The sequence below is a fragment of the Cupriavidus sp. MEYA8 genome, assembly GCF_059278825.1.
On sequence record NZ_JCAEMD010000003.1, the window covers coordinates 295,820 to 321,160 of the forward strand.

17 protein-coding genes and 1 pseudogene are annotated in these 25,341 nt (G+C 59.0%); 8 read left to right on the forward strand and 10 right to left on the reverse strand.

The genetic code is table 11. The features are described 5' to 3' along the window. Positions 1 to 22: 22 nt before the first annotated feature. From AC5WJ1_RS29235 to AC5WJ1_RS29255, 5 genes and pseudogenes are all read left to right on the forward strand, one after another. The gene (locus AC5WJ1_RS29235) at positions 23 to 370 is read left to right on the forward strand and encodes a hypothetical protein (RefSeq protein WP_494477382.1); all 348 of its coding nucleotides are present in this window, start codon (positions 23 to 25) and stop codon (positions 368 to 370) included. Between the two features lie 467 nt (positions 371 to 837). Then, positions 838 to 2,661, forward strand: a complete 1,824-nt coding sequence (locus AC5WJ1_RS29240; RefSeq protein WP_494477383.1) for an AAA family ATPase — start codon at positions 838 to 840, stop codon at positions 2,659 to 2,661. A gap of 3 nt (positions 2,662 to 2,664) precedes the next feature. After that, on the forward strand, positions 2,665 to 3,309 hold the full coding sequence (locus tag AC5WJ1_RS29245; RefSeq protein ID WP_494477384.1) for a 4Fe-4S single cluster domain-containing protein: 645 nt from the start codon (positions 2,665 to 2,667) through the stop codon (positions 3,307 to 3,309). 17 nt (positions 3,310 to 3,326) lie between these two features. Then, positions 3,327 to 9,633 (forward strand): annotated as a pseudogene (locus AC5WJ1_RS29250) (AAA domain-containing protein). Then, on the forward strand, positions 9,630 to 10,979 hold the full coding sequence (locus AC5WJ1_RS29255; RefSeq protein WP_494476996.1) for a hypothetical protein: 1,350 nt from the start codon (positions 9,630 to 9,632) through the stop codon (positions 10,977 to 10,979). Before AC5WJ1_RS29250 ends, AC5WJ1_RS29255 begins: the two are co-directional and overlap by 4 nt. A gap of 197 nt (positions 10,980 to 11,176) precedes the next feature. Here AC5WJ1_RS29255 and AC5WJ1_RS29260 read toward each other — a convergent pair whose 3' ends face one another. The 8 genes from AC5WJ1_RS29260 to AC5WJ1_RS29295 all read right to left on the reverse strand — a co-directional run bounded on the left by AC5WJ1_RS29260 (position 11,177) and on the right by AC5WJ1_RS29295 (position 21,421). Further along, positions 11,177 to 12,685: a hypothetical protein gene (locus AC5WJ1_RS29260; RefSeq protein WP_494476997.1), complete on the reverse strand. Its 1,509-nt coding sequence runs from the start codon at positions 12,683 to 12,685 to the stop codon at positions 11,177 to 11,179. 590 nt (positions 12,686 to 13,275) lie between these two features. Further along, entirely contained in the window at positions 13,276 to 14,127 is an 852-nt protein-coding gene (locus AC5WJ1_RS29265; RefSeq protein WP_494476998.1) for a nucleoside 2-deoxyribosyltransferase, read from the reverse strand. A gap of 491 nt (positions 14,128 to 14,618) precedes the next feature. Beyond that, positions 14,619 to 15,623 (reverse strand): hypothetical protein, encoded by a 1,005-nt coding sequence (locus AC5WJ1_RS29270; protein ID WP_494476999.1) that lies wholly within the window; start codon positions 15,621 to 15,623, stop codon positions 14,619 to 14,621. Next, the gene (locus AC5WJ1_RS29275) at positions 15,607 to 16,710 is read right to left on the reverse strand and encodes an AAA family ATPase (RefSeq protein ID WP_494477000.1); all 1,104 of its coding nucleotides are present in this window, start codon (positions 16,708 to 16,710) and stop codon (positions 15,607 to 15,609) included. Before AC5WJ1_RS29275 ends, AC5WJ1_RS29270 begins: the two co-directional genes overlap by 17 nt. Continuing rightward, positions 16,707 to 17,906: a GmrSD restriction endonuclease domain-containing protein gene (locus tag AC5WJ1_RS29280; RefSeq protein WP_494477001.1), complete on the reverse strand. Its 1,200-nt coding sequence runs from the start codon at positions 17,904 to 17,906 to the stop codon at positions 16,707 to 16,709. Before AC5WJ1_RS29280 ends, AC5WJ1_RS29275 begins: the two co-directional genes overlap by 4 nt. Before the next feature lie 695 nt (positions 17,907 to 18,601). Continuing rightward, positions 18,602 to 19,540: a phage exclusion protein Lit family protein gene (locus AC5WJ1_RS29285; RefSeq protein WP_494477002.1), complete on the reverse strand. Its 939-nt coding sequence runs from the start codon at positions 19,538 to 19,540 to the stop codon at positions 18,602 to 18,604. Between the two features lie 302 nt (positions 19,541 to 19,842). After that, positions 19,843 to 20,526 (reverse strand): RES domain-containing protein, encoded by a 684-nt coding sequence (locus AC5WJ1_RS29290; RefSeq protein ID WP_494477003.1) that lies wholly within the window; start codon positions 20,524 to 20,526, stop codon positions 19,843 to 19,845. Continuing rightward, positions 20,513 to 21,421 (reverse strand): hypothetical protein, encoded by a 909-nt coding sequence (locus AC5WJ1_RS29295; protein ID WP_494477004.1) that lies wholly within the window; start codon positions 21,419 to 21,421, stop codon positions 20,513 to 20,515. Before AC5WJ1_RS29295 ends, AC5WJ1_RS29290 begins: the two co-directional genes overlap by 14 nt. A 392-nt stretch (positions 21,422 to 21,813) precedes the next feature. Between AC5WJ1_RS29295 and AC5WJ1_RS29300 the strand changes: the two genes are divergently transcribed. The 3 genes from AC5WJ1_RS29300 to AC5WJ1_RS29310 all read left to right on the forward strand — a co-directional run bounded on the left by AC5WJ1_RS29300 (position 21,814) and on the right by AC5WJ1_RS29310 (position 24,484). Then, positions 21,814 to 23,079, forward strand: coding sequence for an IS256 family transposase (locus tag AC5WJ1_RS29300; protein ID WP_022540107.1), 1,266 nt, complete (start codon positions 21,814 to 21,816; stop codon positions 23,077 to 23,079). 316 nt (positions 23,080 to 23,395) lie between these two features. Continuing rightward, entirely contained in the window at positions 23,396 to 23,671 is a 276-nt protein-coding gene (locus tag AC5WJ1_RS29305; RefSeq protein ID WP_494477005.1) for a hypothetical protein, read from the forward strand. A 54-nt stretch (positions 23,672 to 23,725) separates the two neighbouring features. Beyond that, a complete protein-coding gene (locus AC5WJ1_RS29310; RefSeq protein WP_494477006.1) occupies positions 23,726 to 24,484 on the forward strand; it encodes a hypothetical protein in 759 nt (252 codons plus the stop codon). A 187-nt stretch (positions 24,485 to 24,671) separates the two neighbouring features. Here the strand turns inward: AC5WJ1_RS29310 and AC5WJ1_RS29315 are convergent, their stop codons facing one another. Together AC5WJ1_RS29315 and AC5WJ1_RS29320 are read right to left on the reverse strand one after the other, a co-directional pair. Further along, a complete protein-coding gene (locus AC5WJ1_RS29315) occupies positions 24,672 to 24,947 on the reverse strand; it encodes an H-NS histone family protein (RefSeq protein ID WP_494477007.1) in 276 nt (91 codons plus the stop codon). Beyond that, positions 24,931 to 25,218 (reverse strand): hypothetical protein, encoded by a 288-nt coding sequence (locus tag AC5WJ1_RS29320; protein WP_494477008.1) that lies wholly within the window; start codon positions 25,216 to 25,218, stop codon positions 24,931 to 24,933. Before AC5WJ1_RS29320 ends, AC5WJ1_RS29315 begins: the two co-directional genes overlap by 17 nt. Positions 25,219 to 25,341 lie beyond the last annotated feature (123 nt).

Consider the following 25,341-nt stretch of genomic DNA (forward strand, 5'->3'; position numbering starts at 1 on the left):
CGAACTTGCTTGGACAAACGCTATGTCACTGACCTTCAATGAAGCACTGGACCACGCTCGCACAGGCACACTGGATTCGGGGGCGCAGGAGTACTTGCACCTCATCGACGCCGCCGTTGCCGACAGTTCCGGCCTTATCCGCAAGTTTGCTGAACTTGAAGAGCCCTGTGCTAATACAACCCTCGCGGACATGCATGGAGCCTGGGCTCGCATAAACGCAAATATTTGGGCGTTGGACCAGATAATCGCCGCTGTTGGCGATCCACCCTACCCCGCTCTCGCCGGCAAGCGAAAGCAATACCTGGCGCTGAGGAACACGGCGCGGGGCCATATGGAGCGCGTGCGCTGCTGGTTCGAAACCATCGAGTAGCATTGCTTGACGGGTCTCTGAATGGACTTGCGTCAAGCGCCCTCCCCTATCCGCGGGTCGCCATAGAAGTACTTGTGCACGTTGGCATAAATTGAGCGTTTGGTACGCATTAGCTTCGCGAGCAGCGCCTGCCGCCACTGGCCCTCGGGGAAGGGATGCCCTTTAGCCACAAGGCACATCAGGGTCGAGCAAGAACTGCTGCATGGGCTAGCTTCGTAAATATCTTAAGCTTCACATATTTGCGAATCCGGGCCGTCCCTCACCCGCTGTCGGGCGGGGCCTTGATCACCCCACTTCGGTGGGGTATCCCGCCGTTCGCTCGCAGGCGCCCCCTCCCGAGTCCGAAGTCTTCAAAGCCGCATCCAGCGCCCACCGTTCGAAAGTGCCTGCTAGGCGCCGGACTCAACCTTTCACCGATTTATGGCTGTGGTAACGTTTCTGCTTCGCTCAGCTAATATTTCTGAGACATGTCGGCCTATGTAAAACCTCGTTGGATGCGCGATTTGCTGCGCTTCCTTCCGCTGAAGAGCCAATTCGTCTTGTCTGGCAATATCCGGGACCTTCAAGCCTGCGAGGTTGCTCCTGGCATCGTAACTGCGCAATCCTTGACCTCCGCGCTCTGCGACAATCTCCGGGAAGCCGGATACGCTCAGGTGGTCGTTTGGGATCCGATTTCGGGATTTACCGTATCCGAAGGCAGGACTGGTTTGGTGGAGTCAGCCGAAGACACGCTCCGAAGCCTAGGATTATCGCCCGTTGATGCTGCCGCGCCTGGAGGGATAGATATGTTGGCGGCAACGCTCGAACGGCTGATCCGCCTCGCCGGGGAGCCAGTCGCGCTGGTAGTCGATTTTGCATCGCGGCTGACCGTTCGGCCTGAAACGCTTAGCGCTCCCGAGCATAATCTGTTCACGCGCGCCCTGGTGCTTGCGCATCAGGCCAAACCTCGTCCTGCGGGGGCGCAACGTCGCCCGTTCTTCAATACGATTCTTTGGGTTGTCGACAAGGAAGGAGATCTGCCGGACTGGCTCCTCATCGACAATCCAAGGGTGAGGCACATTCCCGTATCCAAGCCCGACAGCGCGTCCCGGCGCGCCTTGTCTGGAGCGCTCCTTCGCGGCGTGCCAGGCGCACAGGAGGCTGCGCCTGATGTTCTGGCGCAAGCCGACGCCGCATTCGTCGATGGCTCCGAGGGACTCCTGCTGGCTGACATGAACGCGATCGCAACACTCGCTCGCGTGGAGAATGTCCCTGTCGGGAAGATTGCCGATGCGGTGCGTCGGTACAAGGTCGGCGTGACGGAGGACCCGTGGCTGCAGATTGATCGGGAAAAGATCCGGAACGCCGAAGCGTTCGTTCGAAATCGGGTCAAAGGTCAGGCACACGCTGTCACTCATATGCTTGACCTGGTCAAGAGAGCTATGACCGGCGTGGGATCGCAGCGCAAGGGCAGCCGCCCTCGCGGAATTGCTTTTCTGGCCGGCCCAACCGGCGTGGGTAAGACTGAGCTTGCAAAGACCGTTACCAGCCTCTTGTTCGGCGATGAAAGTGCCTACATCCGCTTCGACATGTCTGAGTTCAGCGCTGAGCATGCCGATCAACGGCTCATTGGTGCGCCGCCTGGGTATGTCGGGTATGACGTCGGCGGCGAACTTACCAACGCCATCCGGGAGCGGCCGTTCAGCGTCGTGCTGTTTGACGAAGTTGAAAAGGCACATCCGCGCATCCTCGACAAGTTCCTACAGATTCTCGACGACGGCGTGCTCACCTCAGGTCGGGGGGACAGAGTCTATTTTTCGGAAGCGCTGATCATCTTCACATCCAACCTTGGGATATACCGACAGGACGATATGGGAGAACGCATTGCCAATGTCCAGCCGGGCGACGCCTTCGAGACGATTCAGGAGAGGGTTCTCGCCGAGATCCAGCGACACTTCAAGTTGGTCCTGAACCGGCCGGAAATTCTCAACCGCATTGGTGAAAATATCATCGTCTTCGATTTCATTCGCGGTGATGTCGGTGACGAAATCTTCGATCAAATGGTGCGTGCCGTGCTCGATGACATCGCCGGCGAGGGAATAATGATCGAACTGGAAAGCGAATCGTTGGCCGCCCTCAGGCAGCGCTGCTTGCATGACCTTTCGAACGGCGGTCGCGGCATTCGCAACCAGATCGAAGCGCATCTCATCAACCCCCTGGCACGGGGACTCTTTGACCAGAATGCGAAGGCCGGTGACCACTTTGTTCTGACCGGCCTGGCGTCCGGGCAGCTCGAGGTGCAAAGGCAGTAGGTCATGAACCTATATCTGTCGCGCGTGCATTTCCCCATCAGGAGCCTTGGACCGGGCCGACGCCTGGGGATCTGGTTCCAGGGCTGCGGCATTCGGTGCCCAGGCTGTATCTCAGCTGACACCTGGGCCGGCAATCGCGGCAGGACGACGCTTGAACGGTTGCTGGCGCGCATTGCCACGTGGCTGCCGGAGGCGGAGGGAATCACCATTTCCGGCGGCGAGCCTTTTGAGCAGCCAGATGCGCTGATCGCCCTGCTCGAGGCCCTGCGCCAGCAGACGAGCGTCGATATCCTGGTCTACAGCGGACATCCGATAGAGGCACTGACGCCAACGCTTGCGAAAGCGTCCAGTCTGATCGATGTCTTGATTTCGGATCCGTTTGATCTGGATGCATCACATACCCGGCCTCTGCGCGGCAGCGACAATCAGCGCATGCATCTGCTCACGGATTTGGGCCGCGAAAGATTTACCCAGTACGACCGCCTCCTAACAGAAAGAGACAAGTCTCTCGATGTCATGTTTGACGAAGCTGGAAGCGTCTGGCTGGCTGGGATACCTAGTCGGGGTGATTTTCAGCGCTTGAAAGGCCTTTTGAACGACGAAGGCCATCTGGTCCAGATCAGCGCCGACAAGGCGCGATGCCGATAAGACAGGAAATGTCAGCAATGATGCGTTTTTGCACCAATTGCAGGACCGAGCGGTCCGTGCAGGAGTGGTATTGCGAGGGAACCATTGCTGGCGCGCCCTGCCAGTGGGATCTGTCGAATCTTCCTATTCGCGAATGTGGCTGGAGACCACACGAAGTCGTCACTGCCGAGTCGACGCAGCGCATTGCTGCTGACTCTGGACGCGTAGGCGCCGCACGGTCATTGCTTTGCACAAACGGCCACCCGATGAACGACGGCGACCTGATGTGCCTCACATGCGGTGCGGACCCGACCCCCGAGGCCGAGCATGAAGGCCAACCGCAGCGGTCGTCCGGCGATACGGCTGACACTACGCAGGAAAGCCCGTCTTCGCCGGAGGAAACCCGGATTGAAGGCTGGCGACTGCTAAGGCAGATATCCGGCACGGAGGCGACCTGTGAACGATACCTTGCCCAGCATCGCGACGATAACCGGCAGGCGGTACTCACGCTTTACCGCCCAGGTGCCGAGCCAGATCCGTCGATCTACGAGGTAGTTCGTCGACTTCCGCGCGGACACGTGCCAGAGATCATTGCGACCGGGCGTTGGGATGGTCGCGCATATGAAGTCGCAGAAGAGCTGAGCAACGGGACACTCGCAGACATCGGCATTGCGCTCCAGGACATGCAGACTATCCGACATGTGGTCGATGAACTGGGACAAGCGCTGCAAGCATTCTCTGAAGCCGGACTACGTCACCGGGACCTTCGCCCAAGTACGCTGCTGGTGCGCAGCCGCGACCCGATCGACCTGATCATCAGCGGTTTCGGGTCGGCCCGCTTGTCGGACTTTGACCTTGACATCGTCTCCCCGCTTGAAACGACGCGCTATATGGCACCCGAGGCGATCGCCGGAGGCGTAGCGGCCGCGTCCGACTGGTGGAGTCTGGGGATGATTCTGCTGGAGCAATTGACGCAGGGGGGCGTGTTTCGAGGGCGTCAACCCGCACGCGTTCCTGATTCACGTGCTCGCGAACGGCGTCACCCTGCCTGACGACCTCGACCCGTCGCTACACCTGTTGCTTCGCGGTTTGCTTGCTCGCGACCGGCATCAACGATGGCAATGGCCCCAGGTGAAAGCGTGGCTTGAGGGCAAGGATGTCGATGCCCCGTCCGCGAGCACCAAGGAAGGCGACAGTGAGGAAGGCGCCAGCATCGCGCTCGGCAAGCATCGGTATCGCAAGCCGACCGTCTTTGCCTTGGCGGCCGCGGAACGCGACAATTGGGCGGAAGCACTCGACCATCTGCAGCGCGGGGGGCTTACCACATGGGCCGAAAACGCGGGACTTTCGCCGAAGGCGCTCGCCGGCATACGCCACGTCACACAGCTCGATGGCGTCGACGACGATGCGCGGCTCATGATCGCACTAAAGCTGCTGAATCCGGAAATTCCGCTCATTCTTCGCGGAGACATTGTTACACCGGGCTGGCTGCTGCAAAACCCGCTCGAGGGGTATGACCTGGTCACCGGGCCGGTTCCCCCTTTCCTCGAACGGCTTGAAACGGAGACTTGGCTTTCGCGCCTGCGCTTGCGTGCCGAACAGGTGCGAAATCGGGCGCATGGTCATCACATCGAACTCGACGAGAATACGGTCCGTATCCACCTGCTCTCAACCTCGCGTGCACGCCTGGCCGCCATGTGGGAAGAGCGGCGGCTTCTCCTTCCGGATTCGGACCATCCAGGACTTCTGGCCCTGTCGGAGCGGCGTGTCATCGGCGAAGAGGACCTGATTGTCCTCCTGGGTGCGTCCATCAGCCAGTTCCGGTCGGTGGATACCATTCTGGAAGAAGCTTCGCGGCTGGCCGAGAAGGAACAGATTCTGGCGTTTGACCCCGAGGCGGCGCGCGCAGAACTCGCGTTGTCGCGAAGCGACCTTTTCCGAAAGGTTGACGACCGGATTGCCGGCTTTGCACGGACAGGCAACAAGACGATCGATGGCTGGGCCGAGCACTTCCGGCTTGAGCGTCGCCTGCCGCTCCACCAAGCCATCGTCCTCCTGTCGGTGCCGGTTGAGCAATGGCTGGAACCGCAAAAGCAGCAGTATGTCTCTCAAATACTCGACTTCTTTGAGAAGCGGGTAGCTACGGCAGTTCTGCGCGGGCCTCTCGTGCGGATGACGATCGGTAAAACAACGGGCCGCGTCGATATTCACGAATTGAACGCCGATCGACACGCCAGTGCTGCAATCCTAGAGCACCTGCTTCAGCGTAACGTGCAGACCGTGGCGATTGATCCGTCGATCTTCGGCACCAGCCCGACCCTTGAGAGCCGCCTCGCCACGCTGTACCGGCAAACTTCCCTCTATAAGAGGGATACGGGCATTGACGGCCTTTACCTCGGCTTTCCCTTCCTGCTTTGGAAGGACCGTAGTAACACCAAGCCTCGCATCGCACCGGTGTTGCTATGGCCGGTAAAGCTCCTGACGGAACTAGGTGCGCGCGGTCAGATAGAGCTTGCCTTCGATGGTGAACGCGAAGAGGTCCGCCTCAACCCGGCGCTTGAGGGCTTGCTCGGTCGCGAGGCCATCAAGGCCTGGCGGTCGGCGGCGGAAGACGTCCTTGGCCGCTCCGCCCTGAAGATTGCCGACGTGATCGACGCCTTTGGCATGGTGGCGGCTGCTGCGAGCAGACAGCTCGGGGGATTGCCGTCGGCGAACGTCGAGGTTAGCCCCGGCCAGCAGCAACTGTCTTGCTCTGCCGTCTTGTTCCACGTCACTTTCATGGGGCAGGCAATTGGTGAAGACCTGCGACAGTTGAAATCCCTGTCGCCGTCGGGGACTGCGCTTGAGACCTTGCTGCGCCTCAAGGACAAGACCGAGGCCGAACCTGCACCCGACAGTCATGCGGAAATCGACAGATACCTGACTGTGGCAAGCGATCCGTCGCAGGAGTCCGCCATTTTGCAGGCCCGTCAAGGGCCGGGCCTTCTGGTCGAAGGACCTCCCGGCACAGGGAAGAGCCAGACGATCGTCAACATGGTTGCGGACGCTATCGGGCACGGAAGAAATCTGCTGATTGTCTGTCAGAAGCACGCGGCGCTGGAGGTGGTTCACAAGCGGCTCGTGGCTGAGGGTCTCGGAGACCGCATTATCATGGTCAACGATGTCAACAAGGATCGGGAACCGACCATACGCGCCGTGCGCGAGCAACTCGACGCCATTTTCAAGGGCTCGTCATTCGACAATGGCTGGCTTCGGCAACGAGAACGGATGGCGGCGCGAATCGAAGCACTCGAAGGAGAGCTGGACCGTCATCACCAGGCGCTCCATGCGGTGGATGAGGCCACCGGCCTGAGCTATCGGGTGCTCCTCGGCGAGCTGATACTGCTTGAAACGGGGGAGCCGCCGATTGACGTGCCCCAGTTGCGGAGCAAGCTGTCCACCATGGACATCTCCACGCTGACCACGCTTGAGGAGCAATGCGCCCCGCTCGCCCGATACTGGTTGCCGGCACGATTCGAAGGCAGCGCGCTTGTCCAGTTAAAGCCATTTGCAACGGATCCGGCGACCATCAAGGAATTTCACACGGCGTTCGCTTCCTTCCTCGAGGCCGAGCAGCTTCGGATAGATTGCACTGCGGCTCATCCCGCTAGATTCGACGTGGACGATCCGGCGCCATATCGCGCGTGGCTGGATGCCAATGCGCGCGCCCTTGTCGAACTTGACGACATACAGCGCAAACGCCTGGCGCAATGGTTACCGTTGTTCCGCCCTGCGGGCCAGGCCGATTCGCCAGGACACGTACACTACGAGTCGCTCAAGGCGCTGTATCAGGACCTCGTCCAGACGGACAGCGGCCCCTTCGACGAAAAACTATCGCCCGCCCTTGCCCGACTGCCTGCTTCCGAGCTTGCCCACATCGAAGTCCGCGCCACGCTCGCTACGCGTGCGCCGACATTCTTTGATCGTCTCAACCCGGCAACCTACATTCGGCGCCGTGGCCTATTGAAGTTCGTTGCAGGCCTTGGCGCGTCTGCCACGAATGAAACCCTGAACCGGCTGCTGGCCGCCGCACGCCTGGAGCTGAAGTGGCGGCCGCTGCGCGAATCCCTGAATACGACAAGCCAATCCCTACGTATGGAGACCGTTGACCAGGACAGCGGCCCAACGCTTGCCGATGAATGTCTGATACGCCTCCGTCAACTCGAGGAAGTCCGGGAGTTGGCACAACACCTGGCCATTGCGCCGCGCGGTGACGAGTTCGATTCCGCCGTCATGACGGGCGACCGGGCTCCCGTTGAACAGCTCCTTGACGGATTTGAAACAGCGTTCATCCGCTACAATGCACGCAAGCACAGTTCGCTCGCGCTCTCGTCGCTGACGGACTGGTTCTCCCCGGAACTCTCCGAAGCCTGCAAAGATGCGGTCGCTCGGAATATCAGCTATCAGGCGCCGCTGAACCGGATTCACGACGCCCTGCCAACGTTGCCGGCGTATCAGCAGTTCCGTACCCGTGCCCGACATCTGGGCGATGCTGCGCTTGAGATCTTTTCGTTGATGCGCACGCAAGAAGCGTCTCTGGCAAGGGTGCGCCCCGAGAACCTGGACTTGGAGGTGCGCCGTCTGATTAACCGCGAAGCACGCCTGGGCTGGAAACGCAGAATGGAGCAGGCATATCCCGAGCTGCTGTTGGACCAGAACGAGACAAAGGCAAAAATTGAAGCCCTGGCTGCCGCGGATGAGAAAATGCGCCAGCTCAACCGCTACGTACTTCGTGAGGGCGTAGATCGTGGCAAGCTGCGTACGGCGCGCGAGTGGGAAGACGTAACCCGTCTGACAGGGCGCCGTTCCCGGCGCCTCCGGGAATTCATCGAACTCGGCGCCGGGCTCGGGCTGATGACCCTTCGTCCCGTGTGGCTCATGAACCCCGACGTGGCCAGTCGCGTTCTTCCGCTCAAATCGAACCTGTTTGACGCGGTGGTCTATGACGAGGCATCGCAGATGCCGGTCGAATATGCCCTACCTACCCTCTTTCGAGGCAACCTCTCGATTGTCAGCGGCGACGAGAAACAAATGCCGCCGACTGCCTTCTTCTCGAGTCGCGCAGAAAGCGACGAAGCGGAACTCTTCGATGGCGAACAGCCGGACGACGACGCGACAGAGGAAGAACGGGAGATTTTCGAAGACACGTGGAACCGGCGCGAGATCAAGGACTGTCCCGACCTGTTGCAGTTAGCCCGAACCGCATTACCGAGCTCGACGCTGCAGATTCACTACCGCTCTGCCTACCGCGAGCTGATTGGCTACTCGAATGCGGCTTTTTATGAGAACAATCTGAGTGTGCCGGTTCGCCATCCGGACGAAACTGTACGCGAGGTGAGACCTCTTGAACTCATTCAGGTCAACGGTCTATATGAGCAACAAACCAACGAAGCCGAGGCAGGACGTGTGGTTGAGTATCTTGCCAAACTCTGGGAACAACCCTTCGGCAAGCGGCCTTCCGTGGGCGTTGTGACCTTCAATCGCAAGCAGGCCGACCTGATCGAGGAAAAGCTGGAACTGCGCGCAGAAGAGGACATCGATTTCCGGAATGCATACCGTGAAGAAAGCGATCGTATTGAAGGCGGCGAGGACATGGCTGTCTTTGTCAAGAACGTCGAGAATGTTCAGGGCGACGAGCGCGACGTCATTGTTTTCTCGACGACCTTCGGTCGGAACAGCCAGGGCACGTTCCGTCGCCATTTCGGTGTTCTCGGCCAGAAAGGTGGCGAGCGTCGACTGAACGTTGCGGTCACACGTGCGCGCAGGAAAGTCATTCTTGTGACATCCATGCCCATTCGCGAAATCTCCGATATGCTCAACACCCATCGCAAGCCGGCCATCCCGCGAGACTATCTACAGGGCTACATGGAGTATGCGCGGGCCATGTCGAACGGCGAACTCCCGAGCGGCCGCGCTCTCCTGGCCCGGATGTCCAACGAACGGGCTCAGGCCAGATCCGAGGAACGCGACAAGGCAGACGGCTTCGCGAACGACGTCCTGGCATACATTGGATTGTGTGGCTTCCACCCGGTGCCGGCGCAGGAAGGTGACGCCTTCGGCATGGATTTCGCCATCGCCGATCCCAAAACGGGGCTGTACGCCATTGGGATCGAATGTGACGCTCCGCGACACGCCTTGTTGCGGCGTGCTCGTGCCCGCGAGATCTGGCGCCCGTCGGTCTTGCGGCGTGCGATACCACATCTGCACCGCGTATCTTCACAAGCGTGGTATCACAACGGTGACGAAGAGCGCGCGCGACTCAAATCCGCCATTAAAACCGCCCTGGGTATGGAGAGTTCAGCATGAGTGGCCCAAAGGTCGTACGCATTGTGACGCGCGAAGAGATCCTCGCCATCTGTGAGGGACAACTTCGCCTGCTGGATCAGGCAATAGCGCAATGGACCGCTAAATGCGGGGAGGTGGGTGAGCTTTCCGACGCAGAGGCAAGCGCGACGCGCGAGCGCCGACGTGTGCTCGCTGAGCTGCTGAACCAAGATGCCTTCATAGATTTACAGAAGAGAGTCCCTGAGGAAATCGCCTTTCTCAAGGCTGACGCGCTTCGCCGCGAACGCTTGGCAATAGAAAGGGCTGCGGCGGCACGGCAGCGTGGGCGTCGGGGAAAGGAGAACGCGGCCACCCTTCTCAACGTACTCAAAGCACGTGGCACGAACGTTCCCAATGAGCTGAAAAAGCAACTGGAGTCGATCTCCCGCGGCGAAGGCGCCGATCATGTCGATGCGCTTCTGGCTCAGGGTTTCAATCTGCTGGCTCCGGAGCAGAAATCGACCCTGACCGCCGCACAGCGAGACCTGGCAAGCCGGCTTGCCGAGCCCAACGAAGGGCAGAGTTTCGAAGCGTGGAAAGCCAGAAACAAGCCCACATCCCCAGTGGACATGCTGCTCGAGCGCGTGGACGCCCAGATTGCCGAAGCAGAGACGATTCTTGGTCGCGAGGAAACAGCGACGTACCTTCAGCGGCTGCGCTCGATGGAAAGCGAGCCAAATGAGGCACGAAGGAAGCTGCTGCTCGACAGCCTCATTCTTGACTTGTCAAGGGGAATAGAAACTGCGCGGGCTCGGCGCTCTGCCATTGAGCAACTTGCCGAAATTGCTATACAACTCGAGCCGTTCATTTCCGAGGCGTCGACATCGCTGCGCGCGCAAGCCGCGGCTTGTGACGAAGCGACACCCATATCGACGCTCACGGCGCTTGTCGAAGAGTGCCAGACTTTGCTCGAGAGTGAATTGCAACGTAAGGCGGCAGAGGCGCGACGGGAAGTCATCCTACAAGGGCTTGCCCAACTTGGCTACGAGGTTCATGAAGGCATGGCCACTGCGTGGGCAACGGATGGGCGCGTCGTCCTGCGCAAATCTTCCTTGCCAGGCTACGGCGTCGAAATTGGCGGCCAGGCTGAATCGAGTCGACTTCAGGTTCGTGCTGTTGCACTGACCAGCGATCGCGACACCAACCGCGATAAGGATGTGGAGACGATCTGGTGCGGAGAATTTACCCGACTGCAGCAACTCGTCACCGAAAATGGAAATGACCTGCTTATCGAAAGGGCAATGGGTATCGGGCAGGTGCCTCTCAAGGTTGTTGGCGATACCCGTCAGATTTCAGAATCGAACACAGGGAAACACACACTGAACTGAGGGCACCATTAAGAAGGCCGTCTTGAGCGGCGAGTGCTGGGCAGGCAGCATTTCGATCGCTTGGGACATCGAAGTGAGTTGACGCGCCGGCGGGCTTCGAGCCCGCCGGTCGTACGACCGTTCGTGCAGCCCTACGCGATTTCAGGTGACTACGGCGGCGCATTGCAATATCGTTGGGTCGGAGGTTGCAAACGATCTCACACCCTGTGCTGCTGCGATGGTACAAAAGTCGGAATCCAGTGCTGGCCTTGAGTCGCCCGGAGCAATAGCTGCACTGGCACCCCTGGCAGGATATTGGCGGGGCCGACGGGCATTATCATTCCCCGTGGACAGATCATTTCCAAGGTGAACGGGCCATACGATGTGCCGAAGATCGACAGCGTAAAAGTGTGGGCCACCTTAAGAGCAATGAGCTCCTTCTTCGCTATGGCATCGGACAGACTGTCGATTGGATCGGCAGGCACCACCGTCGCGGTAATTTCTTGCTTCTCCGCATGCCGAATCTCGATCATAGCCAGCAGTTCGCTGAGGTTTCCCCGGCCCCGTAGCACGTCATCCAGGTCCGCCGGCATTGTTAGATTTAGCTCAAGGCACGCATCAAGCTTGCGCAGGTCTGCCACCTCAGAGAAGAAGGCATTGAGCATCGTAAGGTAGCCGTGTTTATCGAACGCTCCCGAACCTAACTCAACCTCCACCTCATTCATCGACAGCAAAAATCTCGCGCACCGAGTTGTCGCCAAACTCCGAATCGTCCGCTGGAGCTGGGCGAGTCGGGGCAACTGACGAAGAAGCTTTCCCGACCACTGCTGTAGATCGAAGTGGAAACTGAAGTTGATCGCTTTGTCGAACAAGTCGACCGTCAATGTTGCCACCATGAGGCCGGAAAATGCTTGCCCGGTGAAGCGCAGCCCTCTCGCACCGCTCGTGGCACTTCCCAGAAACTCCACATACATTGGCAGGTCCGCCTCGGACTCGCACTGAAGGGTCAAGGTAGCAGATCGAGGCTTCGACGAGACCTGCAAGCGCTGGCAGGCGTCTTCCGCGCCGGGGAACAGCGGCGAACCTTCCATCCGGATATCCAGGTCCTCAAGCGTATGCGAGCCACCATATGCCATCAGATCATTCAGTGCTTGAACATGCCGAACCAGGTCCTGGCCACTGAGGCTAAGCTGGCCGGTCACCGTTTCCCTGGCGCGGAGCTCGTAGACCGTGCCGTCCATCGTGTGACTGACACTTACGCGAAACCGGGGATCGAGCTTCTCTTGCCGCTGCGCCTCCGTGCGGCAAAACGCCTCCACTGCACTCCTGATCGATGCGGCTGACTGAAGTATGGGCGGGGTGGCAGGCGGCCGCCCAATCCGCGCGCGCGCCAGGCGCTCTGCCTCGGTCTTGAGCCGATGCAGTTCTTCAACCGAATACGCGCCATGGTCACGATCAATGATGTCAGCGCAGTTCGCACAGGCCCATATGCCATTGTTGATGGAGCGCCGCTCGTCGGACGACTGATGCGAGTCGTATCGGGGCCCGCCTGGCGCCGCGGCCTTGATGTGCGCTGCCTTGCCGATGCTGAATGACTTGTCGGTGTCTGCTCTTGGTCCGACGGTCTGAGCATCACAGATAGAGCAATGAAAATTGACGCGCTTGGCAAGTTCGGTTTTGACCGGTCCAAGGAAGTCATCCCGCGTCGATCGTGATCCGCTTTTCATCCTAGAATCCATTTTTCAGATTCGCCGTGTTGACAAGGCGAACGCCCCCTTCTGGGTGATCGTGCTTTAGCTGCAAAATGATACGCCGGCGCACGAAATATTCTTTCAAATCAGCAATTTGCACGCAACGACTTTTCCACGAAAGCCCTTTGCGCGAGTAGTTGATACAGAACGGATTTCTTGCTGAAACCGTGTCAATCCGCACCGAAAGCACGATTACCCCATCAGCGTGGAGCCGGCTTGAGAGGTAAGCACTACGTTGGAGATTAGCGGTCTTACAGGGTGAAACGTCGAACGTTGCGTTGGTAATCGAGTGTGATGACAAGTCAGGTAGGACCGGGACCTGCTAAGCCTGTGGGGTAATACGAGCCTTGATTTCGCAGTACGAATGAGGCGCGGGTCAGCGTATTTAGAGCTGCAGCCCATCCTGTCAGTGTCTGAACAAGCGAAAACCTGGCGCAAACGGGGACGCATTCATATAGATTACCCCGAGACACGCTGGTTTCCGGTGATCTGGGCCACCGCCTGGCTCCGTGCCGTGCTGACCGTCGGTAAGCTGTTCGTCAGCGGCTAGGTTGATGCTTCTCCGATTAGAACGGGATGTCGTCGGCCTGAATGTCCATATATTCGCTATATGTAAAGCCTCCGGCAGACGTCACAAGACAGAGCCCGATATCGCCGGTCAGATGGTAATTATCCTTGAGTTCATCCCCTTTCCACGAATAGCCCATTATCCTCTTGCCTCGTAGCTTCAAGGGCGCCCATGCCCCCGGCTGAAGTCTTGGAACGGGGACCGTCAGGAAATGCTGCCTTTTCTTACTATTCCCATCACGTATCGCATGCTGGCATAGTTGGCCGTTTTGTGTGAATTCCCACCTCGCCGAGGTATAGAGGTAGGCGGCCTCAATGTGTGGAGACGGCAGGGCAGAGTCGTTTGCAAGAGTAATTGAAAAATCAACCTCCACCTGCGACATGTGCTCAGTGTTTCGCACATAACCCGTTGGCTCCTTGAAGGTGACCTTAATCCGGCTGTCGCGGATGTTCTCGATCTCCTTGCTGACCGACTCGAGCTCTGCTTTCAAGAGCTTGCTGAGGGCTGTAGCCGAGCCATTATGGACGATGTGACGGCGGTGCTTGAGATCAAACGGGATGTCGTCGGCGCTCGTCGTCAGCAGGATGCAGTGCTTGCCTTTCGCGTGAGCGTACCCAACTTCGTAGAATACGTTCGCGTTCTTGTCACTCATGTCCGCGATGATGATGTCGGCCTGCTCAATTTGCCGATAAATCCGCTCGAGCATCCCCTCTTGGTAGATCTGCTCGTCTAGCCGCTCGGCTCTGATGGCGAGCTTCTCGGCGGTTTCCTTGATCCCGAACTTGTACAGATCAGCGTACTTCTGGTCGAAAGGCATCACAACGAAGGCGAACAATGGTTCCTTTTTCATCGGTCGTGGGCACGGGTTAGGAGGGTCGTCGATTCTATCTCATGCGTGACCAATCGGGCCGCAGCACGCGATGGCAGACCCCGAATCACTGTCACTTCGCCGGTTACTTGTCGACCGTGGGCTCACGGGGAATCCTCAAATGCTAGCGATCAACGACTTTGCCGCCGACTGGAAGCGGAGAATACCAACGACGCCCGGCAGCAGGCCGAGGAGACCGCTAGCGTCGGCTTGCCCGAGATCCCGGAGTCCCGGTCCGATCCGCGCGGTCGGCCATTGACGTCGACGGGGGCTACCTTCGGCGGGCCGGCCTGATATTACTGACCCAATATACGACCGCTTAGAGGCTTATCTTACTGACTCCGAAGCGGCTGCGCCCACGAATGCTCAGCGCGTCTCCAACTGCGGCATGTCGTTCCGAGGCGTCAATGGGTCGGCGCGAGGTGCCGCTTCATCGTCGCCGCCATTGGCGGCAAGGTTTGTCGGAAGAGGCATTAATCGCCTGGAAGCGGAAGGTGATCAACTATCTTGCTCACAACCAGCCGGTTGTCCGATTGCGGAACTGGCGCATGAATATGAATCCGGTTGCGAAACGCTTCCAGTTTGCCGTGCCATTCACAATAAAGGACGCGTCCTCCGATATCGACTTGCCGAGCTTCTCTACAGGTCTTGTCCTCGAACACGTTGGGATTCTCTGGAGAGACGGTTAGGCCAAGCCGCGTGAAGCGCCTCTCGATAATTTGGCGGGATGGCGCGCCGGGTATGAAGTGCCCTACGTTATCGGGGTGAAGATCTGGTGGAGACGCGGTAAATGCCCATCCGCCATAGTCGTTAAATGCGTCGAGATACGCGCGCAGCAACCGCGAGTTTGCAAAATAACCACCATCAAGGCGGTGGTCGACGTGCCGGAGAACGCCGGGGCAAAAGTAGAGGTCAGGGTAGGCGCTTTCCGCGAGACGTTCGAAAGCTTGCGGATTGTTACCCTCGATATCAATGGCACATCGCCAGAACTCGCGCTGCGACTTTGCATCGCTCATCCAATGCAATGGCACCGTTCCAAGGGACGATGTGGTCTCCTTTTGCCCTGCGGATGTGAGTCCGATACACGCCATGGCTTCACCGCTGCGAACGCGGTGATGGACCCAAGCCACGTCCGGGTTATCTTGCGGCTGGTTGCCGTCGATTGAGATTGCGACATCTTCGACGAAGCCATCTGGCCAGTCCTCTTCGTCGACATACAAGTGAAGCCTGCTAAGTTCCGCGGCAAGCTCTTGCCAAACAGCCTCATCAATCTTGATGGGAGACTTGGGGTCGCGAAGACTCCAAATGTCTAGCCCGTTGTAGACGCTTCTAAACTGAAGGTCGTCACCCAACAGAACAACTTCACCGCGGGTCCGTGCGCGTACCAGGTTACTGGTAAATCGTTCTAGAGCAGCCTCCGCATCGATGGATGACCAGCCATCAAAGCTCCATTCCGAACCATCAACCACGAACGCCATCGGCTTTGCCCTCCCTGCGGATACGACCCAGAGAGGCGGTGTCGAGCACAAATTGGTCAAAAAACCCGGCGGGCCAATGAGAAATGCCACCGCGGGGGGTGAAAGTCAGTTCTTGTACCGGCGCTTCTTGACCGGAGCCAAAGAAATGAACAATGGCGCCAGTGGCTGGCAAAAAGCCGAACTCCCCGATGGCTCTGCGAATTCCATTCAGCACATGGTCGGAATGTGTCTCCATTATAACCTGTACTCCCTTGCCAGCCAGCCATGCAAGGAAAATGCCCATCTGAGATTGGCCAGCAGGATGCAAGTGCGCCTCTGGATTCTCGACAATGAAAGCGCTTCCTTGTCGAGCAATAAGCCCCGCAAGTACGATAGGCAAGGAGAACGTGACGCCGAATCCCATGTTGGGGGATTTGACAAATGCTCCTCCTGGATCCCTGAAATTCAGACTATAGACGTTCGCTCCGGACAGCCGAACAGCGTTGATGTCGACCGGACGTGCAATACCACTTAACCAACGCTCAACCTCATACTTCAGGAAGGTCGCTCCTTCTGAATTCGGGTGCAGTCTCGTGGCGTCGTCGATCGGCTTGTTCCCTAGTTCGGCGAGAAGCTGCGCGCAATGTTCGCCTCGGAAACCGACCTCGAGTTGGTCCGCCGGAACTGCTGCGGCAGTATGGCTGCCACGCGGCCCAATTCTTTCGGCGCAAAGATAGGTAAACGAGCGCGGAGATGGAGAAAAAGCCGCCGGTACAGTGTCGGGACAATCCTCAACATTCAGATACATTGAGTTTTCCGCCACCCAAGACAACGTCCAAGAATGCTGTTGGTCAGCCTCTTCGACACCAAGTCGGATATCAGGTGCACCTGCCCAGTTGCTAACATCTTCTGCTGTACCCAGCTCCAAGCCGAAAGGGCCATTGAGCTGCACGTTAGAACTGTTGCTGCATTGTTGCACTACAAGCAGGCTCTGGATCAGCGAGGTCTTTCCTGCGCCGTTCAGCCCAGCCAGAACAGTGAGCGGCGATAGCTTGAATTCCTGATCGTCGAACCGCTTGAAACCCTGCACTCTAAGCTTTGAGATCATCCCACGATCCCCTTCAATACATTTGCAGTCGCGGTAAGTCGCGTTTCAATGCGTCGAAGATCACCGGTTCCAACGGTCACAGCTCTTGAATAGATTTCATCGCTAAAAAGGGCGCGAAATTTATCCACGATTGCATTTTTGTGTGGAAGCAAATCCTTCAATTCGTACCTCGCCAAGGCAACCGCTTGGGATTCGAATACCGCACGATTGATAGGTCCACGCTTGGTTTGGCGGGGCCACTGACGTCTAAAGGCAGTCTTCCCAAGTATGGCGAATGCGTTTGCCATCGCGCGCTCGAATTCAAGCTTAATTCTTTTAAGTTCTTCGTCCGAGAACATTAACCCGGACTCGGATCTTCCGTCGATGCGTTTCGTATACTCCACCAAGTAAGAATCAAGGCTCTGATACTGACGATATTCGTCGGCCGTGAACCTCTGGAATGCACAAAAACGAAGGGCCAGTTCGCGGTTCATCATGCGACCACTGTCGGGAGTGCTCACTCCCGGCCGGTCCGGATCGCGTCGCCAGAAGTTCATACCCGTTGCGTTGTCGAACGACGGCACCTCGCATAGAGCCTTGAGGAATTTTCGGGAGCGATCCTTGCTCATGGCATGCCGAATTTCTTGGGCCGATAGCGGGCTTCCGAGTGTGTTAACTCGTCCGAAAATATCGTACTTGACCTCGTCGGGAGTTTGCGGCTCGATTACGTGCACGACGATTTGCGCTTGTTTGAAGCGGCGCAATGATGCTGGGTCAAGTCCGGTATAGCGCAAGCCGTGAAGGTCCTGCAGGTATTCCAGATCTACCTTGTCCAGCTCATGCTGATCGTCCATGAATCGGGAGATGGTCGACAGTCGCTGCACGCCATCTACGACTTGAAACGTACCGTCATCATCCTGGTTGAAGTAGAAGACCGGCAGTGGTATTCCGAGAAGAATGGATTCGATAAGTCGGGTTCGTTGCCTTCTTTTCCAAACGTAGTCGCGCTGGAACTCAGGAGATAGGTCCACCTCGCCGTCTCGGATTTGCTCGACGACCTCCCTCAACGAGAAGTTCTTCGTCGTGATGCGAATTTTGGTCGGATTCCACGGCTTATGTTGGTGAGCACCCGCACTTGTATCCTCGTCGTCAACCGCGTCGGGTGGGAGTTCGTCCTCGTCCGTCTGCGTGAATGCGGGATTTGATGAATTTGTCATGGACATTTCCAGAAGAAGCGATTTCCGAGAGATTACCAAAGGCTTCTCCCGCCCCTCAAGGGTTACAGCGAGATCATCTCATGTTGCCGATTCTCCGCGGGTGGTAGGCGGGGTCATCGACTCGCTCTCAACCCGACGGCAGGCCGTCCTCGCCGAGACGGAATTTGCTTCTTTGGGGGATACCTAGAAACTGGCCCGGGGTGACCGACCGCGGGGCCGCAACGGTGCCGACCTTGCCTAACCTTCAGGGCGGCTCGACCTGCCGGGTACGCCCCCCCCGTCAGTGGATACCGGCCGCCAGCACCGGGCGCCCGTCCAGCATGTGGCATAGAGGATGTACGGATGTACTTGCCGCTGGACGCGAAGCTCGGAGCATCGTCGTTGGTTGTGTCGGTCAGCCTCGTCACATCGCCGTTGGATAGCGAGCCGAAATCGTCTGCGGGCCTATCCATCCCGGGTAAAACTCCCATCGACCGCCCCGCATTGACCGCCACGTCATCTCCCCTGCCCCATCCCAGGTTAGCCCTTCCCCGTTGCAGTAGCAGACCACCCCGCCCGCGCGCCACCGGCGGGACGCCAAGATCGCGCTGGGTTCACGCGGCGCTACTTGACGCCGAACGTCCTCGTTGTCACACGCAAATTGTTGTCCTCGGCCCGCCCAGATTGCGGCTACCACCATATTCCGCGCGGTACGACTACCGCTTGAATGGCGATGGCAGAGTATCGAGGTCCATCAACTGGTCAAGTCGGTCCATCGTGGCGTAGAAGAGTTCTTCTGAAGTATCGTAGCCCCCGACCGGATCAATCCACTCAGCGCCTACAAACACGTCCCGTAACACCTCAACGCCAAGACCGTGGAAATAACCGCTCGTCTTTTCGTCAAGGAAGCTCAAATGGCGAAAAAGATGTTGGACGCGGTGATGCAGTTGGGGATGCCGCAGTTGCTTCACCGAATCCGTATCCCTTAATACGTAGTACGAGCTGACAATTGCGCTAAGCATGGCCCATGCCTGTGAGAGTTTTTCTGTATCGCTTGCCTGTGGGTTAACCAAAATGTTCATCGCTACAATGTCGGCATCCTTCTCCAGCTCAATGCTGTCTAAATCTGATGGGCGAGGAAGTTCTGGCTGCAGATGCAGATTGACAGCGTGTGCCCACTCATGGGCAAGCAAGAACGACACCGCTTGCTGAAACACGAGATTAGTCTTTTCGCCGTAGTACTGCTCCTCCGTTGAGCTGTATGCGCGTGGCGATGGAAGTCCATCCGGCCACGCTACATAGCCATGGCGTAGAGAAGCAGCCCAAGTAAGGAGCCGATCAGCCCCGGGCACTAGATGCGTATGGCATGTGATCGGGGCGCGCTGGCTCTTCAGTAACGGTTTCATCACCCCCTCTTCAAAGCGTACCATCCACCCGTAAATAAATGCCCAAAGCAGTTCGAGGTACGTTGCGTCCAGCTGGATTATGGCCGGAGCACCAGACGCCGCCTTTGTCACACGTGGCCCCCGAGGGGGTTGAAGCGTATACAAAAGGTCAATCTCAGAAGCCACGAAACTACCGGTCACTGAACGCCTGAGGCGATCGACGAAGCCGGGTTCGGCGTTCTCAAACGCGTGGAGAATGTTGTGTTCCAAGACTGATATTGGACTCAGATCTGACGCGTTCATGGATGAACCTGATATTGAGGTGGGTGAATCACGGGCTAGTAGAGGGACGCCCGAGATTCGCAAATATGCGAAGCCTCACATATTTGCGAATCCCGGCCACCCCTCTCCTTCGCTTCCGCGACTTTGGCACATTCGGCGGAGGAGGCCACGGGATAAGGTCAAGCTTGCGCCATCGGATCCCGTCCGGGCGCGCCTTCGCTGGCCGGCAGCACAGCGGGCGATAGCGTGCCAAGTAACGCTAGCCTTGGCTACCCGATTGTGACGGAGACTTATTGCTCCGGCGGGGGATCGAACCCCTCTCCAGATGGAGTGCTGCGCCACTTCAGGTCTTGCGCAGCCAATGCCAACTGGATTTGCTGCTCGCCTTCGGGAGCTTCGAGCAGATAGATGTCGCTGGAATCGAATTCCCACCACGACTGTTCCATGGGCGGCTCGAAAAACAGCGTCGCAGTTTCCGCGCCCGCTTGACGTGAGTGCCAGATCAATGCAGCCCCGTCAGGACATCCAGCCGCGTTCAGCTGGGCCATGAGACGCTTGGAAACGACGTGCGTCTTGTCGTGGTCCGGCTCCTTAAGGACATGGTCCCAACCGGTATCCAACGGGGTGTTAGCGTCGACAATTGCGCGCCGGTACGGGGCTCTCAAATCGATCGCGGGCACTGGCCTGAGCAACGTGAGCCGAACGAGAGCCATGTCTTTCAGATGGTGCCCGTGTGTGTAGACCTCCTGACCATCGATTTCCGCGTACCGTAAAACAGTTTCCCAGAGGGCTGCGGCCGGGGTCGCGCCGGTATAGAACATGCCGTGCGATCCGTCGATCCACGCGAGGCGCGCCTTCGAATATTGATTGGAAGAGGTGGGGGCATACTTGGCATTATAGACATGCCAATACACGCCCGGGGCCGCAGTTGAGAAGACAACGCGATCCAGTACTTTCTCATTACCAGGAAGCATTCGGCTCCCCAGTGAACTCACGGCGCGCCGCCTCGATGACCCGTTCGGGCCGTGCGGCAAAAACCTCCGCAGGCGTCTTCCCTTCCAGCAACGCATGCGGTGAGTAGAGCCAGAAAGCGCGTTGCCACCCACCACGATCGTCCCGCCCCGGAAGGATCTTTAGCAGTTCCGCCACTTCCGGGCGGACTCTGCCGGAAAGGTCGAACTGAAAGTCCGGGTGGACGTAGCTCCGGTCCTGTGCCACCCATACACCAAGTAGCAAACCCTGCGAGCGCAGACGCGCAGCGTACTGGTTCGGGTTGGTTCCGATCTGTGCGCCGGCCATCTCAGCGACACGCTTGCCGTCGGGCCACATCTTCTTTAGCAACCGATTCCGGAAATCTATCGCGGCCTGCCGTGAGTCATTGACACCAGCTTGGGGAGCGACCGCTGCATCAGACAATGCAGCGGTCTCTATGAGATCAATGCGGAGATCGTCGAGCAGCTTCTGAATCTCCGCTCGTGTGCCGTCTGCCTCCAAGAGCAGCATGTTGGCGTTCAAACCAATGCTACCCGACTCAAGGTCATGCCATGATTTGATCGAAACGGGTACAAGCTCATGAAAATCCGTGAGCAAAACACTGAAATAGCTCCTGTGAGCGGGGTATTCAAGTTGCTGGGTCAAGCTAGCCCGTACAGGAGAGTCTGGCGTCGCCAACCACTGCAAGCGACTGTGAATGATGCTAAATGCCGCGAAGGTAGACTTCTTGAGTCGGCTATCGTCCGGGGCGTAGATACGCAACCACGCGCCTCGCGGTTTGCGAGGCGCGGCGACCTCAAGGGAATCGGCCGTGCCGACCTCGACGACAGGTCGGGTTGCAGTTTGGGCAACTTCTACATAACTGAAAAATGACATGACGTCCTCCGACGGCTGGCGCTCGCTAGCAATCCCGCACGCAGCAATAGGCCTAATCCAGTGTAACAAGCGAGATTCTCGTTATCAAGGTTACTCTAGTTATCCTCAATGGGTGGGATTGTGACGAAAAACAGCGCTGGCGGGGGAAGGGGGCGGTGGATTGGTAACACGGCCAACCAGCAGTAATGCTGCCTCGCTTCACAGGGAGGCGTCCTCGCATCTGAGCAACGCGTGATGACAGCGCGCGCTTTGTGTTGGACCGCCCCCCCTCGGGAGCTAAAGTCGAAACTGGTGTACGGGCGGGGAATTTGAGGCGCGGAGTAGAGGGCGGTGGAGCTTTCCGCTGAGAATCTGATTGTCGAGATCGGAAACCAGCACAAGAAAGGTCCACCATGAGCAAGGATAAAGGGAAAGAAGCAGTCGGTCTATCGGAAATCGGGCTTGGGCTCGAGGAGCTGATCAGGCGCGGGGCTCGGCGGGTCATCCAGGAGGCGATTGAAGTGGAGCTGGCAGAGCTGCTTGAGCAGTTCAGTAACGTCAAGACGTTGAGCGGGCAGCGCGCCGTGGTTCGCAATGGCTACCTCCCGGAGCGCGAGGTGCTGACGGGGGCCGGCCCGATTGCCGTGAAGGTGCCCAAGGTGCGCGATCGGTCCGGGTCTGGCGTGAAGTTCAACTCGGCGATCGTGCCGCCGTATGTGAGGAAGTCGCCGCGGGTGAGTGCAGCGCTGCCCTGGCTGTATCTGAAGGGAGTATCGACAGGCGACATGAGCGAGGCGTTGTCGGTGCTGCTTGGTGAGGATGCCAAAGGGCTATCGGCCAACGTGGTGAGCCGATTGAAGGCGCAGTGGGCAGACGAGCATGCGAGCTGGAATCAGCGTGATCTGTCGGCGGCGCGCCATGTGTATTGGTGGGTGGACGGCATCCACACGGGTCTGCGTAGCGAGGGATCGGACGGGCAATGCCTGCTGGTCATCATCGGCGTTACGCCAGACGGCAGGAAGGAGCGCGTGGCGATCGGTGACGGCTATCGGGAATCGAAGGCATCGTGGGTGGAAGTACTGTTGGACCTGAAATCCCGCGGCCTGCAGGCTGGCCCGCTGGCGGCGGTCGGCGATGGCGCCATGGGATTCTGGGCTGCCCTGGAGGAGGTGTTCCCGGCCACGCGCGCCCAGCGTTGCTGGTTCCACAAGATGGGCAATGTCCTGAACGCCTTGCCCAAGTCCCAGCACGGCCGCGCCAAGGCAGATCTGCAGGCGATTTGGATGGCGGCCACCAGGGCAGATGCCTATGCTGCCTTCGATCGCTTTGCGACGATCTACGGCGCCAAGTACCCCAAGGCCACCGGCGTGCTCACCAAGGACCGAGACAGCCTGCTGACCTTCTACGACTTCCCGGCCGAGCACTGGCAGCACATCCGCACGACCAACGCGATTGAGTCGACCTTCGCGACCGTGCGTCACCGCACGACGCGCACGCGCAATTGCGTGTCACGAGCGACTTTCCTTGGCCTGGCCTTCAAGCTGATCGAGGAAGCCGAGAAAACATGGCGCCGCATCAAAGGTGCCGAACACATCGAACTGCTCTTGAAGGGCGTCCCCTTCAAGGACGGTGCCCCGGCGCAAGACAATCCGCCGGTTCAGCAGAAACTCGCCGCCTGACGACCGGCCACGATCAACCTTCATACACCAGATTTGACTTTATCTCCCCCCTCGGAGAGCTGCCTGCAACAAGGCTCTGCTCCTTTCCGCCCTCGGCACGACCTGCGACATTGCAACCTTGATTCGCACTTGCATTTCCTTGCCCTGTAGCTGGTCCAGTGGACTTTCATCCGGTCGATCCGCCGAATCCGCCACATCTCTGGCTACGGAAGGCATTGCGGCTGCGGCCCCGACCAGAAAGAGCTCAGAGCGACGAGTGCGCAAAACAGCATATGCCTGCAAAGATGACGCCAAAGTCGGGAGCGCGTGGCGCCCGTTGATCAAAACGCTGGCATTCAGCGTCCTGCTTGACCACTTGGCGGCCAGCCTGGATGGGGCTAGAAAGCGCAACAGCCTGCGCGCCGCGCGTGGGGCGGTGGATCTCGGCAGGCTTCGCCGCCCCCGGGTGGCTTCAGCGCCCGAACACAAGGCGCTGCTGCCCTGGTCGGTGCCGGTATTCGGTGCGCGGGTGTTCGAGGCCCTGCCCGAGGCAGGCGTCACGATCAGCTATCAGATCCGACGTGACTCTTCAGAGATCCCGCTACCTGCTTGAGTGAGCGGGTACCATATCGCCGCACAAGGATGCCATGATCTAGGAAACGCGGATATGAGAGTCAAGATTGCCGGGCCGGTGACGCCTGAGCGGCTGGTCGAGGCGCTAGAGCGCGTCGCCATCACCTTCGAAGGGATCTACGGTGACGAGTTCGTAGGGTTTTACGGCGCGAACCTTTATGTTCAGGCATACACGAAGGACGGCCGGCAGGTAGAGGTTGCAGCTAAAGGCGGTAAAGAAATGGTGATAAGCCTTCCTCTTCCGCCAGGTGCAATCGCCAAGCCGGCACTCAGTGAGGAGGTTCTGGCTCAAAGGGAGGCGTTGGCCGCGCAGGCTGAAGAGAAGCGCAGGGCCGCCGAGGAGCGGAATCGAGAGGCAATTGAAGAACTCCGCGCGCGGGCAGCGAGGCGGGATCAAGCGGACGCCGAGCAAAAGCAGCGAGAAGAGACGTTTCAAGCAATTGTTGGCCGATTCGGGGAAGACGTAATGCGCGATTGCAACGCGGCAATCAACGCGGTTTGGGATGAGCTCCGTCCTGTATGGCCACATGGCCAGAAGAAGGGGCAGCCGCGCGCGATGCCCTATCTGGCCATGTCCGAAGGGACGGTGTTCCTCCACGCGGGAAACCGTCCGGGCGATGGCCAGCGGATCAAGACACCACTTTCCAAGCGAAGCTCCTACGGTAGTGAGTTAGAGCCGTACTGGAAGTCAACAGAGTGGAAAGATGGGGCTGTACCGGCATTAACTACGGTGATCGAGGTGTATGTGAAAAAGCTCGCGGAGGAAAGAGCCACCGGAGTCGCATCAAACTGACGTCGGAGGTTAACGATCCGATCGCCATTAGAGCACGGTGCAATCGCGTGCTCCATCGGCAAGCAAGCGTATGCCGACCGCTGCGTCGCCTCATGAAGAGCGGCCAGGCCAAGATAAGGAGGAATCCGCCATCACACAGAGTAAGGCCCCAGGCCGCTAGCTGTTGAAGCGGGGATAATCTTGAGCCCTACCCAACCCGGAAAAACTCCACGCTCTGCCCCGCATTGACCGCCCGCCGCAGCCAGTCGGGCATGTCGCCCTGCCCGTCCCAACTCTGCCCCGCGGCGTTGCGGTAGCAGACCACTGGCGCTGGCGCCGGGGCGGGTGGCGGCGGCGGTGGTGGCGGAGGGGGCGGTGGATCGAAGCACCCCGCCGCGTCCAGCTCCTCCATGGTCAGCCCGTAGTCGGCCATCTCATTCTGGATCCAGCGGATCGCCGCCGCCCGCTCAGTTTTTGCTGTCATTGCTGTCGTCACTGCTGTCGCTGCCGTCTTCCGGGTTGGAGGCGGCCGTCGGCGCGCCCTGCTTGTCGTCTTGCTGTTCGTCCGGTTTTGCGCCTGGCACCGCCTGTTCGGTCGGCGCCGGGCTCCCGGCCTTGCGCCGCCGCCCGCCACCACTCTCCCCCCGCCGCTCGGGCGGTCCCATCCGCAATTCTGCCAGCAGCTGGCGCGCCAGCGCCGCCTCGGCTTCGGCGCGCTCGGCCCGGCGCTGTGCTGCGGCCAGCTCCACCTGCACCGCGTCCAGGTCGTGCGCCGCTTTTGCGCTGCGCCTGCTCGGCGGCCGCGAGCCGATCGCCGAGCGCCGCGGCCTGGGCTTCGAGCCGGGCGCGGACTTCGGCCTGCGCCACGGCCGCGTCGC